Annotated in this window: 12 protein-coding genes and 5 tRNA genes; 7 read left to right on the plus strand and 10 right to left on the minus strand. The window is 46.2% G+C overall.

The genetic code is table 11. From position 1 onward, the window contains the following. The first annotated feature begins 37 nt into the window (after positions 1 to 37). Together ureG and ASD24_RS20295 are read left to right on the plus strand one after the other, a co-directional pair. Entirely contained in the window at positions 38 to 751 is a 714-nt protein-coding gene (ureG, locus tag ASD24_RS20290; protein ID WP_056699622.1) for an urease accessory protein UreG, read from the plus strand. After that, positions 723 to 1,628 carry an urease accessory protein UreD gene (locus ASD24_RS20295; protein ID WP_235540706.1) on the plus strand — a complete coding sequence of 302 codons (906 nt, stop codon included), beginning with the start codon at positions 723 to 725 and terminating at the stop codon, positions 1,626 to 1,628. The genes ureG and ASD24_RS20295 overlap by 29 nt, the downstream gene beginning before the upstream one ends. Positions 1,629 to 1,862: 234 nt before the next feature. Here the strand turns inward: ASD24_RS20295 and ASD24_RS20300 are convergent, their stop codons facing one another. The 4 genes from ASD24_RS20300 to ASD24_RS20315 all read right to left on the minus strand — a co-directional run bounded on the left by ASD24_RS20300 (position 1,863) and on the right by ASD24_RS20315 (position 2,806). Beyond that, positions 1,863 to 2,279, minus strand: a complete 417-nt coding sequence (locus ASD24_RS20300) for a helix-turn-helix domain-containing protein (RefSeq protein WP_056699627.1) — start codon at positions 2,277 to 2,279, stop codon at positions 1,863 to 1,865. A gap of 187 nt (positions 2,280 to 2,466) precedes the next feature. Then, positions 2,467 to 2,549, minus strand: a tRNA-Leu gene (locus tag ASD24_RS20305). A 17-nt stretch (positions 2,550 to 2,566) separates the two neighbouring features. Next, positions 2,567 to 2,642, minus strand: a tRNA-Lys gene (locus ASD24_RS20310). Positions 2,643 to 2,734: 92 nt separating this feature from the next. Then, a tRNA-Glu gene (locus ASD24_RS20315) sits at positions 2,735 to 2,806 on the minus strand. A gap of 278 nt (positions 2,807 to 3,084) precedes the next feature. On the opposite strand from ASD24_RS20315, the gene ASD24_RS20320 reads away from it, so the two are divergent. Beyond that, the gene (locus ASD24_RS20320) at positions 3,085 to 3,861 is read left to right on the plus strand and encodes a DeoR/GlpR family DNA-binding transcription regulator (RefSeq protein ID WP_056699630.1); all 777 of its coding nucleotides are present in this window, start codon (positions 3,085 to 3,087) and stop codon (positions 3,859 to 3,861) included. 4 nt (positions 3,862 to 3,865) lie between these two features. Beyond that, positions 3,866 to 4,762: a Cof-type HAD-IIB family hydrolase gene (locus ASD24_RS20325; RefSeq protein ID WP_056699632.1), complete on the plus strand. Its 897-nt coding sequence runs from the start codon at positions 3,866 to 3,868 to the stop codon at positions 4,760 to 4,762. Positions 4,763 to 4,875: 113 nt separating this feature from the next. Here ASD24_RS20325 and ASD24_RS20330 read toward each other — a convergent pair whose 3' ends face one another. Beyond that, a complete protein-coding gene (locus tag ASD24_RS20330; RefSeq protein ID WP_082560480.1) occupies positions 4,876 to 5,619 on the minus strand; it encodes a flavin reductase family protein in 744 nt (247 codons plus the stop codon). Between the two features lie 110 nt (positions 5,620 to 5,729). On the opposite strand from ASD24_RS20330, the gene ASD24_RS20335 reads away from it, so the two are divergent. Beyond that, positions 5,730 to 6,428 (plus strand): ArsR/SmtB family transcription factor, encoded by a 699-nt coding sequence (locus tag ASD24_RS20335; RefSeq protein WP_056699634.1) that lies wholly within the window; start codon positions 5,730 to 5,732, stop codon positions 6,426 to 6,428. A 235-nt stretch (positions 6,429 to 6,663) separates the two neighbouring features. Here ASD24_RS20335 and ASD24_RS20340 read toward each other — a convergent pair. The 3 genes from ASD24_RS20340 to ASD24_RS20350 all read right to left on the minus strand — a co-directional run bounded on the left by ASD24_RS20340 (position 6,664) and on the right by ASD24_RS20350 (position 7,470). After that, positions 6,664 to 6,752 (minus strand) — tRNA-Ser (locus ASD24_RS20340). A gap of 5 nt (positions 6,753 to 6,757) precedes the next feature. Beyond that, positions 6,758 to 6,833 (minus strand) — tRNA-Asn (locus tag ASD24_RS20345). Between the two features lie 175 nt (positions 6,834 to 7,008). Next, complete coding sequence (locus ASD24_RS20350) at positions 7,009 to 7,470, minus strand: SprT family protein (RefSeq protein WP_056699637.1); 462 nt, start codon at positions 7,468 to 7,470, stop codon at positions 7,009 to 7,011. A 301-nt stretch (positions 7,471 to 7,771) separates the two neighbouring features. On the opposite strand from ASD24_RS20350, the gene ASD24_RS20355 reads away from it, so the two are divergent. Together ASD24_RS20355 and cmpA are read left to right on the plus strand one after the other, a co-directional pair. Further along, the gene (locus ASD24_RS20355) at positions 7,772 to 8,128 is read left to right on the plus strand and encodes a hypothetical protein (RefSeq protein WP_056699640.1); all 357 of its coding nucleotides are present in this window, start codon (positions 7,772 to 7,774) and stop codon (positions 8,126 to 8,128) included. A gap of 221 nt (positions 8,129 to 8,349) precedes the next feature. After that, positions 8,350 to 8,493, plus strand: a complete 144-nt coding sequence (gene cmpA / locus ASD24_RS30395) for a cortex morphogenetic protein CmpA (RefSeq protein WP_128100760.1) — start codon at positions 8,350 to 8,352, stop codon at positions 8,491 to 8,493. A gap of 233 nt (positions 8,494 to 8,726) precedes the next feature. On the opposite strand, the gene ASD24_RS20360 is transcribed toward cmpA, so the two are convergent. Next, positions 8,727 to 10,940 carry a Tex family protein gene (locus tag ASD24_RS20360; protein WP_056699644.1) on the minus strand — a complete coding sequence of 738 codons (2,214 nt, stop codon included), beginning with the start codon at positions 10,938 to 10,940 and terminating at the stop codon, positions 8,727 to 8,729. Positions 10,941 to 11,478: 538 nt separating this feature from the next. Further along, complete coding sequence (locus tag ASD24_RS20365; RefSeq protein ID WP_056699647.1) at positions 11,479 to 13,668, minus strand: alpha-galactosidase; 2,190 nt, start codon at positions 13,666 to 13,668, stop codon at positions 11,479 to 11,481. Positions 13,669 to 13,804: the final 136 nt, after the last annotated feature.

Raw genomic sequence — 13,804 nt, forward strand, 5'->3', positions numbered from 1 at the left:
CTTTCATTATTGAAAGAAAAACGAAGGAGGAATTGTTATGTGCGGAGGAGCAGATCATACACATCACCCAGAATGGGAACGCAAAACGTTTGACCGGAGTCGTCCGATGAGGATTGGAATCGGAGGCCCCGTAGGTTCAGGCAAAACCGCATTAGTGGAGAAGTTATCCAAGGCACTGCGTACCCGTTATAGTCTCGCAGTGATTACGAATGATATTTACACCAAAGAGGATGCTGAGATCCTACTACGCCAAAACGCACTCGCACCCGAACGTATTATCGGTGTCGAAACAGGCGGCTGCCCTCACACCGCCATCCGCGAGGATGCTTCCATGAATTTCGAAGCCGTTGACGAATTAATTGAACGTTTCCCTGACCTGCAACTCATCTTTATCGAAAGCGGCGGGGATAATCTATCCGCGGCGTTCAGCCCTGAACTAGCAGATGTTTTCATCTATATTATTGACGTTGCTCAAGGGGAGAAATTACCTCGTAAAGGAGGACCCGGAATTACACGTTCCGATCTACTGCTCATCAACAAGACCGATCTCGCGCCTTATGTCGGCGCAAGCTTACAAGTCATGCAGGAAGATACTGAGCGAGTACGTGAAGGACGTCCTTATGTCATGTCTAATCTAATGAGTGGCGAAGGTGTCTCCGAGATCGTTCATTGGCTTGAACATCAATATATGGATGACGATGCCGCTGCGCATCCACATACACATGGCCACGGTTCCGCCCACACCCATTAAGCCTAATTCCTCACGATCAAAAGGTACAATCGAATCGGACATTCATATTGAAGGAGCCGTGATGCGCCGCAGCGAGCTACAGGCAACTTTCGCCCTTCAAGGCGGGCGCACCGTCATGACAGATCGATATTACAGCGCCCCTCTTCGATTCAGCCGTTCCTTTCGTTCACCCGGCGACAGAGATGGACTTTACATTTATACCTCCGATGTCTCGCCAGGCGTCCTGAATGGAGATCATTATCATTCCAACTGGCATTTAGGCCAAGACACTCACGTGATGCTGAGTAGTACGTCAGCCACTCGCCTTCACCCAACACCATCTCTCCCCTCTTCAATCCACCATCACTTCCGGTTGGAGCAAGGAGCGGTTCTGGAGTATTTTCCCGAATGCGTTATCCCGTTCAAAGGTAGTTCTTCCTCACTTCACGCCTCCTTTGAACTAGAGGCACATTGTATACTTGCCTATGCGGATATCTGGTCAGCGGGACGCATTCACCGGGGAGAGGCTTTTCAATTCAATACGTATCGCAGTTTAACGGAAATTTGGCAAGGGCAACAACTTGCAGTCTGGGATCGATTCGGATTAGAACCAACATTCAACGACCCTAGACAATCTGCCGCCTTACTTCACTACACTCATACCGCAGCATTGTGGATGATCGCCCCCAATCTCGGGGCAACACAGTTAGAGCTCATACGTTCAGCCCTCCCCCCAGATGGACGCATGCTGGCTGGAGCCAGTCTACTGGCCGCCGGTGGGATCAGCGTCCGTATACTCGGCACCGCAGCTTGGGAGCTCCAAGAACAATGCCTGCACATCTGGAATACCATTCGCCCCCAACTACTTGGTAGCGGAGCTTTAACATTCCGTAAATGAATATACGATCTACAACTTCTTATGAGAAACAACAAAAAAAACTTGAGTACCCGCATAACAACGGGTATTCAAGAGTTTCTCATAGGTAAAAGCTATATAACGAACAAAATAACTTACACTGGCCACCCCGATGACAGAACAACCTTAACGTCCGCTATTCCCTCCAGTTCTTCTGAACCCTCTTCTTCAAAGGGAAAAACCTGAGGATAACCACAGACTAAATAAGTACTCAAGCTAGAGCGATTCATCCTCTTCCGTCTTGCGCTCTTTCTCATAACGGAATTCCTGAGTATTTCGACTCTCCTTCGATTTACGGTAGCGGGTAAACTCAATATATTCACTAATAAAAGACTGCTCTTCAGTCGATAATTCACTCTCTTGGCAATTCAATTGCCGCAACACGTCAAAAAAATAATCCTCTCGTTTTTCCCGTACCATCGCTTCCTTCGACGGACGACCAATCATGAGCCAGTCCAGACTCACATCAAAAAACGCAGCGATCTCAATCAGTTTATTCGTACTCGGCGTGGACTTCCCACGTTTCCAATCACCCAAATTACCTGTACTAATCTTCAGTTGTTGACAGAAAGCCTTCTTCGTCATTCCTCGTTCAGCAATCAGGTGTTCAATTCGCTCATATATTGACTGCATACAGGACCGCCTTCCAACGATAATAATCTTCTTATCCTAATGAATCACGGACAACACAATATACATAATTATACCACAACCTCCATGAATCCTCAGCCACTAATCCTACGATAAATCCGTACACTGGATTTTAGACAAAAATAGACCCCCATGGATAACCATGAGAGTCTATTTCATAATACTGTGATGCGGTCGAGAGGACTCGAACCTCCACGGGCGTACGCCCACTACCCCCTCAAGATAGCGTGTCTGCCATTCCACCACGACCGCATATTCAATTGTAAAAATGGTGAGCCATGAAGGGCTCGAACCTTCGACACCCTGATTAAAAGTCAGGTGCTCTACCAACTGAGCTAATGGCTCTTGCTGTAACTTCACCCTGATGTGCCATGATCATCTCTTACGTAGAACAATGACTTGCGAGGTTTCCTTCGATTAAAAAGGTGGTGAAGATATGACCCGTAGGGGATTCGAACCCCTGTTACCTCCGTGAAAGGGAGGTGTCTTAACCCCTTGACCAACGGGCCTTAATAACAAGTTGTCTTTCTTGGCGACAAGAATGAGTATACCACGATCATTCGAAGTAGTGCAACACTTTTTTTAAGAGAAGTTTTCAGTAACTAAGAATATCAACAAGGAGCCTTTCAGAGATATGTCATTAGAATCGGATGTATATGTAAAAGATACGTCAAATTACTTACAAAAACTGATATTCACTTATAATATTGCAAATAACATTATAACTACTTATAATTAAACATATAGATATATAACACGGTCATCCCTGTATAAGGAGGCGGCACGTTTGTTTCAAGAGGAACGCATGCAGCTTATTATAGAACACTTACGTAAACATAATCGCATCTCTGTCGAGGAGATCGGTTCACTCTTTGACGTATCCCGGGACACCGCTCGTAGAGATCTCATTAAGCTTGAAGAGCAGGATAGCATTATCCGGACGCGTGGCGGCGCGATTCTCCCCTCTCCTCCGCAAGAATTCAGATCCTACAAAGACCGCCTACTCTATGTCTCAGAGGAAAAAAGAGCTATTGGCAAACTTGCTGCAGCTATCGTTCGTCATGGTGAGAATATCATCCTGGATGCCTCAACTACAGTGCAAGCCTGTGCTGAGAACCTTAACGGTAAATCCTGTACTGTCATTACGAACTCCATGCATTCAGCTGATCTTCTCTCCAATCATGCCTCCGTCGAAATTCGTTTGCTTGGTGGTAAAGTTGATAAAGATCAACGCTATGTTTATGGCGCTCCTGTGATCGAAACCCTCTCTCACTATTATGTAGACAAATCTTTCATCGGCATTGGTGGTCTTACCATGGATGGCTTCAGCGCCTCCGAAGAAGAAGGCAAGATTAAATACCGTATGATGCAAGCAGCCAAACAAGTTATTGTACTCGCAGACCATTCTAAGTTTAACAAACGTTATGGTTACCGCTTTGCCGATTGGTCACTGGTAGACATATTAATTACGAACCAATGGCCTTCGCCGGAATGGCGCACTTTTCTAGCCGAACAACAAGTCGAGATTCTCATTCCTGAACCTACAGAAGATAAGGAGTTGTAAGTATATGAAATTGTTTGCTACAGATTTAGATGGAACGTTATTGAACAGAGACAGTCAGATTAGCCCTGAGAACGCAGCCGCAATTCACCGTGCACAGCAAGAAGGTCTACGGGTGACGATTGCGACAGGTCGCGTGTATTCCGATGTTGTTACTATTTCTCTAGAAGGAGGAATTAAAACACCGGTTATCGGTTCAAATGGCGCAACCATCCATGATGAGAATGGAGAACGTCTCTTCCATCTCCCATTGGAACGCGAAACAGCCGCCTCTGTTATGCAGTGGTTGGAGGATCACGATTGCTATTATGAAGCCTCCACACAGCAGGGGATCTATGCTCCAATTAACAGTCATAATGCGATGCTTGCCGAGATGGATCGTATTCTAGGCGCAAGCCCTAGCGAGGACGTTGCACGCCTCATCCGAGCTGTTAAGAAGCATTATGACAAAAAGGATTACCACCGTGTGAACTCACATCAGGAAATTCCTGCAGAAGCACACATTTACAATATTATGGCCTTCTCCATGAATCCGGATCAATTACGTGAAGGTAGACAATACTTTGCAGCACGTTCGGATGTTGCTATGGTTGTATCTTCTGAACACAACTTCGAGATGCAGCATCCTGATGTATCCAAAGGTAATGCCTTGTCTAAGCTTGCAGCTCATTTGAACATTGCTATGGAAGATACCGTCTCGATCGGGGACAACTTCAATGACGTATCCATGTTGCAAATGGCAGGGCTCGGAATCGCGATGGGCAACGCAGAACCGGAAATTAAAGCACTAGCTAAAGCTATCACATTGACCAATGTAGAGCACGGCGTAGCTCATGCTATCTATTCCGTGCTTGAAGGTAAGCCGATCAACCCACCAGCAGGTGTTAGCAAAGGTAATCTGTAACAGCCCACTCATTGTGTGCTTATATCAGAACATAAAATTCAAGCACATTCTCTTTCTAAGAGTCTGTGCTTGTTTACTTTTGTCCAAAATATGAGGTTATGATACTAGTCCCCTTACACCTTCTCCGCCCGGAAGTTCTCTCCACACTTCGCTCCAAGCCCGTAATAATGCCGGAAGTTATAGATAAGCGGTCGCCACGCCTCGGGGTTAATTTTGTTTGTGCCTGAGATGATCTTGGAATGAGCATGCACTTTCATCGCCTTTACTTCCACAATAGCCATATAAGGTGTATGCTCCGGAATACGAATGTGTTGGACAGAAGCTTCAATCTGGATCGGGCATTCTGCAATTCGCTGTGGCACAACCTCGACTGAATTCTGAGGTGTAAGTTCTGTAGCGTTAAATTTATCCTGACAAAATGTATAGCCCATCTGTTGCTTGGCCTCGGGTACTGGAGTTACACCTGTGAATTTCCCCAACACCTCAACTTGTTTCCACATCGAAGCTTCCGGCAGGTTAACGACACACTCTGGGTGTCGCATCAGATTCTCGTATGCCTTCCCTTGAATCCCGATACCAAGTACGAGACAATCCCCTAATGCCCAAGAGGAAGATAACGGTGATAAATTAGTCGAACCGTCCTCATTAAGCGTGCTAAGCATCATCACTGGGGTACCATAGTATAAAATACTCGGTTGTATCGTTTCCGTATCATGCGTATCTCCTATATGTTGTGAATATGAGTCGTTATTGGGGCTTCGTTCTTGTTCTCCATTTGATTGTTCAGGACTTTCATAATTTGGTTGCAGTTCCTGCGATTGTTGCCGTAGTTGTAGTTGTGGTTGTTCCTGCTTCATCTATTTTTCCTCTCCTATTCCCATTCATTTACCTAGCTCCTCTTTACGCAGTCCAGAGCATTCGTCTCAGATCGATTGTAATACACCTATAGTTCAAGTATCATCGAAGTATGAGTACATATCCGAATATAACAATTATTGCGTCATTAATTGCTGACCCAAGTCGCGCCATCTTCTTAGAAGCATTGCTGGATGGGCGAGCTTTACCTGCAGGCGAACTTGCTTATATGGCTAAAGTTACTCCCCAGACAGCAAGTAATCATCTGAGCAAATTGGTCGAGGGCGGGTTATTGGTCGTTGAGAAACAAGGCAGACATCGCTATTACCGTTTGGCCAATCAAGAGATTGCTTTTTTGATCGAGTCCATGGCCAACATTGCCCCTCCTGTACAAGTGCGTTCACTCAAACAATCTGATCAACTGCGGCATCTGAGCTTCGCTAGAACTTGTTATGGTCATTTGGCTGGGAAGCTGGGAATCGCCATGTGTGAGGCTTTGCTGCGTGAGGAGTATCTAATTGAACCGGAAGATGAGGAAAACAAAGACTATACGATTACAACGAAAGGATACGAATGGTTTGCCTCGTTTGGAATCGAGCTTCAGGTCAAACCCGGATCACGCCGTGCGTTGGCTCGTAAATGTCTGGATTGGAGTGAACGACGACACCACCTTTCCGGCTTGCTCGGAGAGGAATTGAACCGTCGGTTATCTCAACTAGACTGGACACTACAAATAAAGGGAAGTCGCTCCGTTGAATTAACAGAGACAGGTAAGAAAGGGCTATACGAAGCTCTCAACATTTCCTTTTAAACAGGATGATTTAAGTTATCGTAATCGAAGCATATCGAAACAACAAAAAATCCCCACCGGCTGGAGCAATTATCGCTCAATCCGGTGGGGATTTACATGTATACGTTTTTTTTATTCAGTACGGAGAGAGAGGGGTACTCTCACTTCATTCGAGACTGCGAAGTATCGCTAACGAAGCTTATGCTTCGACGAACCTTTAGGGTTCTCATCCCTTTGCAGGGAAGTTTATTCAGTACGGAGAGAGAGGGATTCGAACCCTCGCACCGCTTACGCAGCCTAACCCCTTAGCAGAGGGTCCCCTTATAGCCACTTGGGTATCTCTCCAAGAATGGCTCCCCGAACAGGGCTCGAACCTGTGACAACTCGATTAACAGTCGAGTGCTCTACCAACTGAGCTATCAGGGAATATTAATCTTGAATAAATTTAATTTATCATGATTAATTAACCAAGTCAACAGGACTATTTCCCTTTCTTACAGGATCTTATTTCCGCTTCAATATATGTGAATGAACAACTACAGGGGCTGATCTTCCTGGATTACTAGGATTAATATCTACAACAGAGCTAGAATGCCCCACCCTATATCTCTACCATCTTCAGTTTACCTGCACATCGTCCGCAACGGTAACGCTTGGGGTCTACTTTTCGTTTGCGTAAATATTCGGTACCACAGCTCTTACATACCAATTTATAACGATAAGGCAGCGGCTTCCGACCCTTACTGCCGGGAAGAGACTGGCAGAAGCGAGAACCACCAACCTTTTGTAATAAAGCCTTGAATTCAGGATCACGGTGCTGATAACCCCGTCCACGAATATGCAGATGGTAATGACAGAGCTCATGTTTAATGATCTTCTCGACTTCTTCTCTCCCATACACTTCAAGCTGATGTGGATTGATCTCAATCCGATGACTCTTAAGCATATATCGTCCACCCGTAGTCGTTAACCGTCGATTAAACAACGCCTCATGGGTGAACGGAACCCCGAAGTGATCCAAGGATACCTGTTCAATCCATTGTTGTAATTCCTCATTCTCCATCGATCCCTCTCCTTTCACACCGATTAAACGATTCGTTTTCCCGCATAATGCGTGTTCAAAAAGGGCGGTTTTCAGTACCAAGAAGATGGGATGAAGTTAGAAATGGAGTAGCGGAGCGTAGGCAAAACTACGTGAGCAACGGACATTTCGACTGAATCCCATATTCGATGCTGAGATGCATCAAGGCATCCTTCGTAATCAAAAGCGGACTTTTTGAACAACCTCTTATAATACTTGAATTCTAACCGTTTCCTAGGCTACACTGTCAAGTAGAAAGTATGAGGGGAGATTATTACTCGTTATGCCTACAATGCGCTACGTCATCCTGCAACTGGAACAACAATTACAATTTGTAGAAATGCCTGCCGATTATGCTTATCAGCTCAGCGCCCTTAATCTGCGCCTACACAAAGAGATCGATAAACTCACCGCACCCAACGTACCCGTTCTGCCCCGAGCAATTGCCGAATGTGACCAACTGGATCTGCTGGATGAACAACTCTCGATTGTTGGAGGTCTAGACTATATCAACGCGCTTGAGCATAGTTTTGCCGAATTACATGAGAGCCATTATCCGTTAATTTCCTTACTCACTGAGATTCGAGCACTTCAAGCTCAATTAGAACAATGGTATGAAGAAGAGATGGAAACGCTATAATTCAACTGAATTCATCTTGGAAAAGTTAGCACGGCATAAACAAAACGCATCCCCATCTATGGGTGTGCGTTTTTTTGCTATATACCTCTAGTCCACAACAGCACGCTAACTGTAATCAACCCTTACCTGAATTTCCTAATGTCAATGGTTCATTTGCACAGGCCAGGCTGTTATCACATATGCTAACATACAGATGAATTATGCAAGAGGAGGAGATACCCTTGCCTCAATGGCTCTGCAATCAACTCATGCGTGCATTCCACAAAAAAGACAGCCGCCAGATTAAGCTACTTAACGAATGCTGGTTCTTTTATCGTAACAAACCGAAAAGTGGTACGGTACGCAGCGCGGACAGCGAACTCTAAGAACGACGTTGTTATGCTTAACCTTCTCCGTCCGATCAAATACTCTTCCTCTATATAGCTTATCATTGATATTATCAGTGATCTATCATTCGAATGGTAATTAGTCCACAGGACAATCCAACCAGACCAAAAACAGCCTTCCCTAAGCGCAATGTCATTAAGATAAAAATAAACTTAATGACATTATCACTAGGGAAGGCTATTCTATCGTTTTCACATGCACTTTAAAGAAACTACTTGGCTGAAGCTGGTTTCTTCATCGTTAGACCTACACGGCCTTTTTTGGTATCTACATTCATAACCCATACCGTTACATTATCTCCGACGGAGACCACATCCATCGGATGTTTAACATAACCATTGCTGAGCTGTGAGATGTGGACAAGTCCATCACTCTTAATACCGATATCTACAAAGGCACCAAAATCAATAACATTACGAACCGTACCCTGCAGTTCCATACCTTCAACGAGATCCTCAATCTTCAATACGTCTGTACGGAAGATGGGCAATGGCATTTCCTCACGTGGATCTCGGCCCGGACGCTGCAAGCTGTCCAAAATGTCGCGAAGTGTCGGCACACCGACATCCAGTTTTACAGCCAACTGATCAGCCTTTTGCTCAGACAGCAGTTCAGCCAGTTCTTTGCTGCCAAGCTTGTCCAATTCCACTTGAAGCTCCTTGAACAACTGATCCACAACCTTGTAGGACTCTGGGTGAATTGGTGTGCGATCGAGTGGGTTCTCCCCTTCACCAATCCGCATAAAGCCAACGCATTGCTCATAAGTTTTGGCTCCGAGACGAGGCACCTTCTGCAACTGACGGCGATTCGTGAAGCGACCGTTCTCTTCCCGGTATTTCACGATGTTCTTCGCAATGGTTGCATTCACTCCAGCTACATAGGACAGCAGTGAAGGAGATGCGGTGTTTACATCAACACCAACATGGTTAACGGCAGACTCAACAACAGCTTTGAGGCTCTCTTCGAGAACTTTCTGAGAAACGTCATGTTGGTATTGCCCTACACCAATGGCTTTAGGATCAATTTTGACCAATTCTGCCAGCGGATCTTGTACTCGACGAGCAATGGAAGCCGCACTACGCTCAGCAACGTCCAGATCCGGGAACTCATCTTGAGCCAGCTTAGATGCAGAATACACACTTGCGCCAGCTTCATTAACGATCAGATAGACAAGACTTTCATCGCCATTCTCCTGAATGATCTCGGCAACAAACTGCTCGGTTTCACGAGATCCTGTACCATTCCCGATCACAATCAGACCGATATCATACTGTTTGATCATCCGGTGGAACACTTCTGCTGCTTCACGTTTCTTATTATGTGGTGGGGTTGGATAAGTTACAGCCACCTCAAGCAGCTTGCCCGTATCATCAACGACTGCCAGCTTACAGCCTGTACGGTAGGCAGGATCGACACCAAGCACACGTTTGCCATGGATCGGCGGTTGGAGCAACAGGTTCCGAAGATTAGCTGAGAATACGGAAATTGCCTGGGTCTCCCCTTTTTCCGTTAATTCTGCGCGAACTTCACGCTCAATGGAAGGTGCGATGAGACGTTTATAAGCATCTTCAATTACTGCACGCAAAATGTCCTGTACAACAGAAGCACCCTTAATAATCTGTCCTTCCATATGACGGTGAGCCGGATCTGCTGCCACGTCCAAACCGACTTTCAAAATATTTTCACGCTCACCGCGGTTAATCGCCAAGATACGGTGCGGCGGCATCTTTTTCGCTAATTCACGATAATCATAATAATTCTCATACACGGACTCTTGCTCCGCATCCTTCGCTTCGGAAGTCAGCATTCCGTGATCCAACGTATAGCGGCGAATCCACGCACGAATGGCCGCATCATCTGCAATGTTCTCGGCTAATATGTCCTTAGCTCCCTGCAACGCAGCCTCTGCGTCATCTACGCCAAGCTTAGCACTGATATAACGTGCTGCCTCTTCCAGGGCATCTCCCTGTTTAGGCTGGCTCCAGATCCAGGTAGCGAGTGGCTCCAAACCTTTCTCTTTGGCTACGCTGGCACGCGTTTTACGCTTTTGACGATACGGACGATACAGATCCTCGACTTCTTGCAGCTTCACAGCTTGAGTGATGGACTGCTTGAGCTCCTTCGTCAGCTTGCCTTGTTCGTCTATAATACGAATAACTTCTACTTTACGGTCTTCGAGGTTACGCAAGTATACGATACGTTCTTCAATATTTCGTAGCTGGTTCTCATCCAGCTCTCCAGTCATTTCCTTACGGTAACGAGCGATAAACGGAATTGTGTTGCCTTCATCCAGAAGCTCGGACGTAGTCCGGATCTGCTTCAGGGGTAGCGATAATTCCTTGGCTACCTGCTTGATGATTCGCTCGTGGCGTTCAGCCTTTATCGTTTCTTCATTAGGTTCCAGAACCGTTTCCTGTTCAGACAAATAAATCCCTCTTTCCTTCCTGAATCGATCATTAAAAGCACGTCCAGGGCAGCTTCGCTGCAATAATCACAGTATGGAATCCACATGTGTGCAGATTCTTCTTCCCTATATTATCACAAAATCCCGTTCAAATTTCCAGCATGAGGCGAGCTTACAAGTTCATCCAATCCCGATACCCCCGTTTCATCGGTAGCTATCATGCAATGTACTGGCAAAAAAAGACCGGAAAACGTCGTTTCGACGTATCCCGGTCTTCATCATACTAATTATAAAAGCGAAGTATTACTTTGGATTTGCTATATCAAAGAACTTCGTAAATTACACGAGAACGGAGAGGACAGAAATAACGTGAAGAAGCGAAGCGTTCGCCTAAAAGCTTTCTGAAAGAAAGCTACTTCGGAAGCATACGCTATCCCCGGATTTTCCCCTTTAGAAAAGGGAAATCAAAAAAATCTGGGGATAACAGCGATTGGAAGGTTATTCTGTCATCGGAGTGGCAAGTGTAATACGCTTTAGTTCATTTGATATAGCTTCTAAATTATACTCGCTCGAAACGGAACATCTCGCTCAGGTAGTCTCCAGACGTTGCACCAACTGCGATACCGCCATACATCAAAGCATCGCCAGTGAACGTCTCTTCACTGCCCTTCAGACGGTAATCCGCGTCAGGGTCTAATCCTTTCAGCTTGAGGCGCTGCAACGGTGCATTCGGCTCAGACAATACACGGAAATAGAACACGACAGCTTCGCTGCCATCCGGTGCGATGAACATCCATGCCGTCTCATTTCCTTCAAACGGACTGAGCAAGCGACGGAATGTTCCGTATTGAATCGTGCCCCGAATTTCTTTGTACAGTTCAACCTGTGCTTTTACAATTTCGTTCTCTTCCTCAGTGAAACGAGTCAAGTCCAGCTCATAGCCAAAGTTCCCTGACATCGCTACATGTCCACGTGTCTCTAATGACGTAATCCGGTTCACCTGGTGATTCGGTACGGCAGAGATGTGGGAACCCATTGAACTTACTGGATACACGAGACTCGTACCATATTGAATACGCAAGCGAGATACCGCATCGGTATTGTCACTTGTCCAAGTTTGAGGCATGTAATAGAGCATACCTGGATCGAAGCGTCCGCCACCACCTGAACAGCTTTCGAACAGGATATGTGGGAATGAGCTCGTAATCCGCTCCATCACCTCATACAATCCCAGCATATAACGGTGTGCAGTCTCACGCTGTCTATCTGCTGGCAGCAATGCAGAGCCCACTTCTGTCATATTCCGGTTCATGTCCCATTTCACGTACGAAATCGGTGCAGAACCTAGTACATCACTCAGCATGCGTACAATTTCATCTCGTACATCCTGACGAGAGAAGTCGAGTACCAACTGCTGACGTCCTTCTGTACGGCGACGATCAGGCACATGCAGACACCAGTCTGGGTGTGCACGATACAGCTCACTATCAGGGGAGATCATCTCAGGCTCGAACCACAGTCCGAACTGCATATCTAGACCCGTCACTCGATTCGCGAGGTCATCCAGACCTTGTGGTAACTTATTCTTATCTACGATCCAGTCACCCAGCGAGGAATTATCGCTATCCCGGTGCCCAAACCAGCCATCATCCAATACAAATAGCTCAATACCAAGCTTCTGTCCCGCACGTGCGATCTGTTCGATCTTGTCTGCATCGAAGCCAAAGTATGTTGCTTCCCAGTTGTTAACGAGGACAGGACGCTCCGTATTCCGGAATTGACCACGTGCAAGACGCTCACGATACAGTTCGTGATAGGACTGGGACATACCATCAAGCCCTGCATCCGAGTACACCATAACGGTCTCTGGAGTCTGGAATGCTTCTTGTGGCTCCAGCTTCCAGCTAAAGTCAAACGGGTTGATTCCGAGCGACACACGTGTCGTGAAGAATTGATCCACTTCCGCTTGTGCTGTAAAGCCTCCACTATAAACGAGGCTGAATCCATATACCTCACCTTGGTCTTCGTCCGTACCTGGCGTCATCAAGGCAATAAACGGATTCTGCTGGTGACTACTCGAACCACGGCGACTCTCTACGCCTTGCAATCCAGAAGCAAGCGGTCTGCGAACGATGTCGCGCTCACGTGTCCAAGCACCCGACAATTGCAGCAATTCATAATCTGCATGCGGGAAATCAACTGAGGAACTAAGCGCACGCAAGACATTGACTGAGGTAGCGCTCTCATTCACTACACGCATCGAACGAGTAATCGCATTAAATGCCGTAAAGGCTGTATAAGAAAGCTCGATTTTGATGCCAGCAACACGGTCTTGCAATTCAATGACCAATGTCTCTGCTTCATCCGCAGCTTCTACATATGTTGCTGGTAGTCCTTCAAGGGAAGGCTTCCCCTTCTCCAGGCGATGACCTGTGTAGGTAAACTCCGAGATGGTTGAGCCGTTCTCCAATTGGAGTTGGATGGCTGGATTACGGAAATCACTCGTTCCATACACTGGCAGTTCCACTGGCAATGTGTCGAAAGAGATCGTTCGATCCTCTGGCACCGGGTTTGGGCTAAAAGATGCGCGCTCTGTACGAACATGCAACCAGCTCAGATCGGTATCGCGTAATTTCTTGCCGTAGTACAAATGCACCAAATATCCTGAAGGCAATACTTGAAATACATAACTTGCCTTGCGAGTTTGTAAATGAAATTGTAGTTTCTCCTGATTGATATAAATGCTCATATGTCTCCTCCACCTCTATATATCTGTCTTTTGGGTAAACGGTTTCTCAGGTTTCATTATAGCGAAAAGATGGACAATGTTCTACGCTTTCATCCAGCTTTATTCAAAAGAGCGTACCGCTGCCGATTGGCTGCTG

It is taken from the genome of Paenibacillus sp. Root52 (assembly GCF_001426865.1).
Lineage (GTDB): Bacteria > Bacillota > Bacilli > Paenibacillales > Paenibacillaceae > Paenibacillus.

What these genes read in the sequence shown, in the direction of transcription:
- ureG (WP_056699622.1), top strand. Translation starts at nt 38, where the DNA reads ATGTGCGGAGGAGCAGATCATACACATCACCCAGAATGGGAACGCAAA.
- ASD24_RS20295 (WP_235540706.1), top strand. Translation starts at nt 723, where the DNA reads ATGGCCACGGTTCCGCCCACACCCATTAAGCCTAATTCCTCACGATCA.
- ASD24_RS20300 (WP_056699627.1), bottom strand. Translation starts at nt 2,279, where the DNA reads ATGCAGTCAATATATGAGCGAATTGAACACCTGATTGCTGAACGAGGA.
- ASD24_RS20325 (WP_056699632.1), top strand. Translation starts at nt 3,866, where the DNA reads ATGAAATTGTTTGCTACAGATTTAGATGGAACGTTATTGAACAGAGAC.
- ASD24_RS20330 (WP_082560480.1), bottom strand. Translation starts at nt 5,619, where the DNA reads ATGAAGCAGGAACAACCACAACTACAACTACGGCAACAATCGCAGGAA.
- ASD24_RS20335 (WP_056699634.1), top strand. Translation starts at nt 5,730, where the DNA reads ATGAGTACATATCCGAATATAACAATTATTGCGTCATTAATTGCTGAC.
- ASD24_RS20350 (WP_056699637.1), bottom strand. Translation starts at nt 7,470, where the DNA reads ATGGAGAATGAGGAATTACAACAATGGATTGAACAGGTATCCTTGGAT.
- ASD24_RS20355 (WP_056699640.1), top strand. Translation starts at nt 7,772, where the DNA reads ATGCCTACAATGCGCTACGTCATCCTGCAACTGGAACAACAATTACAA.
- ASD24_RS20365 (WP_056699647.1), bottom strand. Translation starts at nt 13,668, where the DNA reads ATGAGCATTTATATCAATCAGGAGAAACTACAATTTCATTTACAAACT.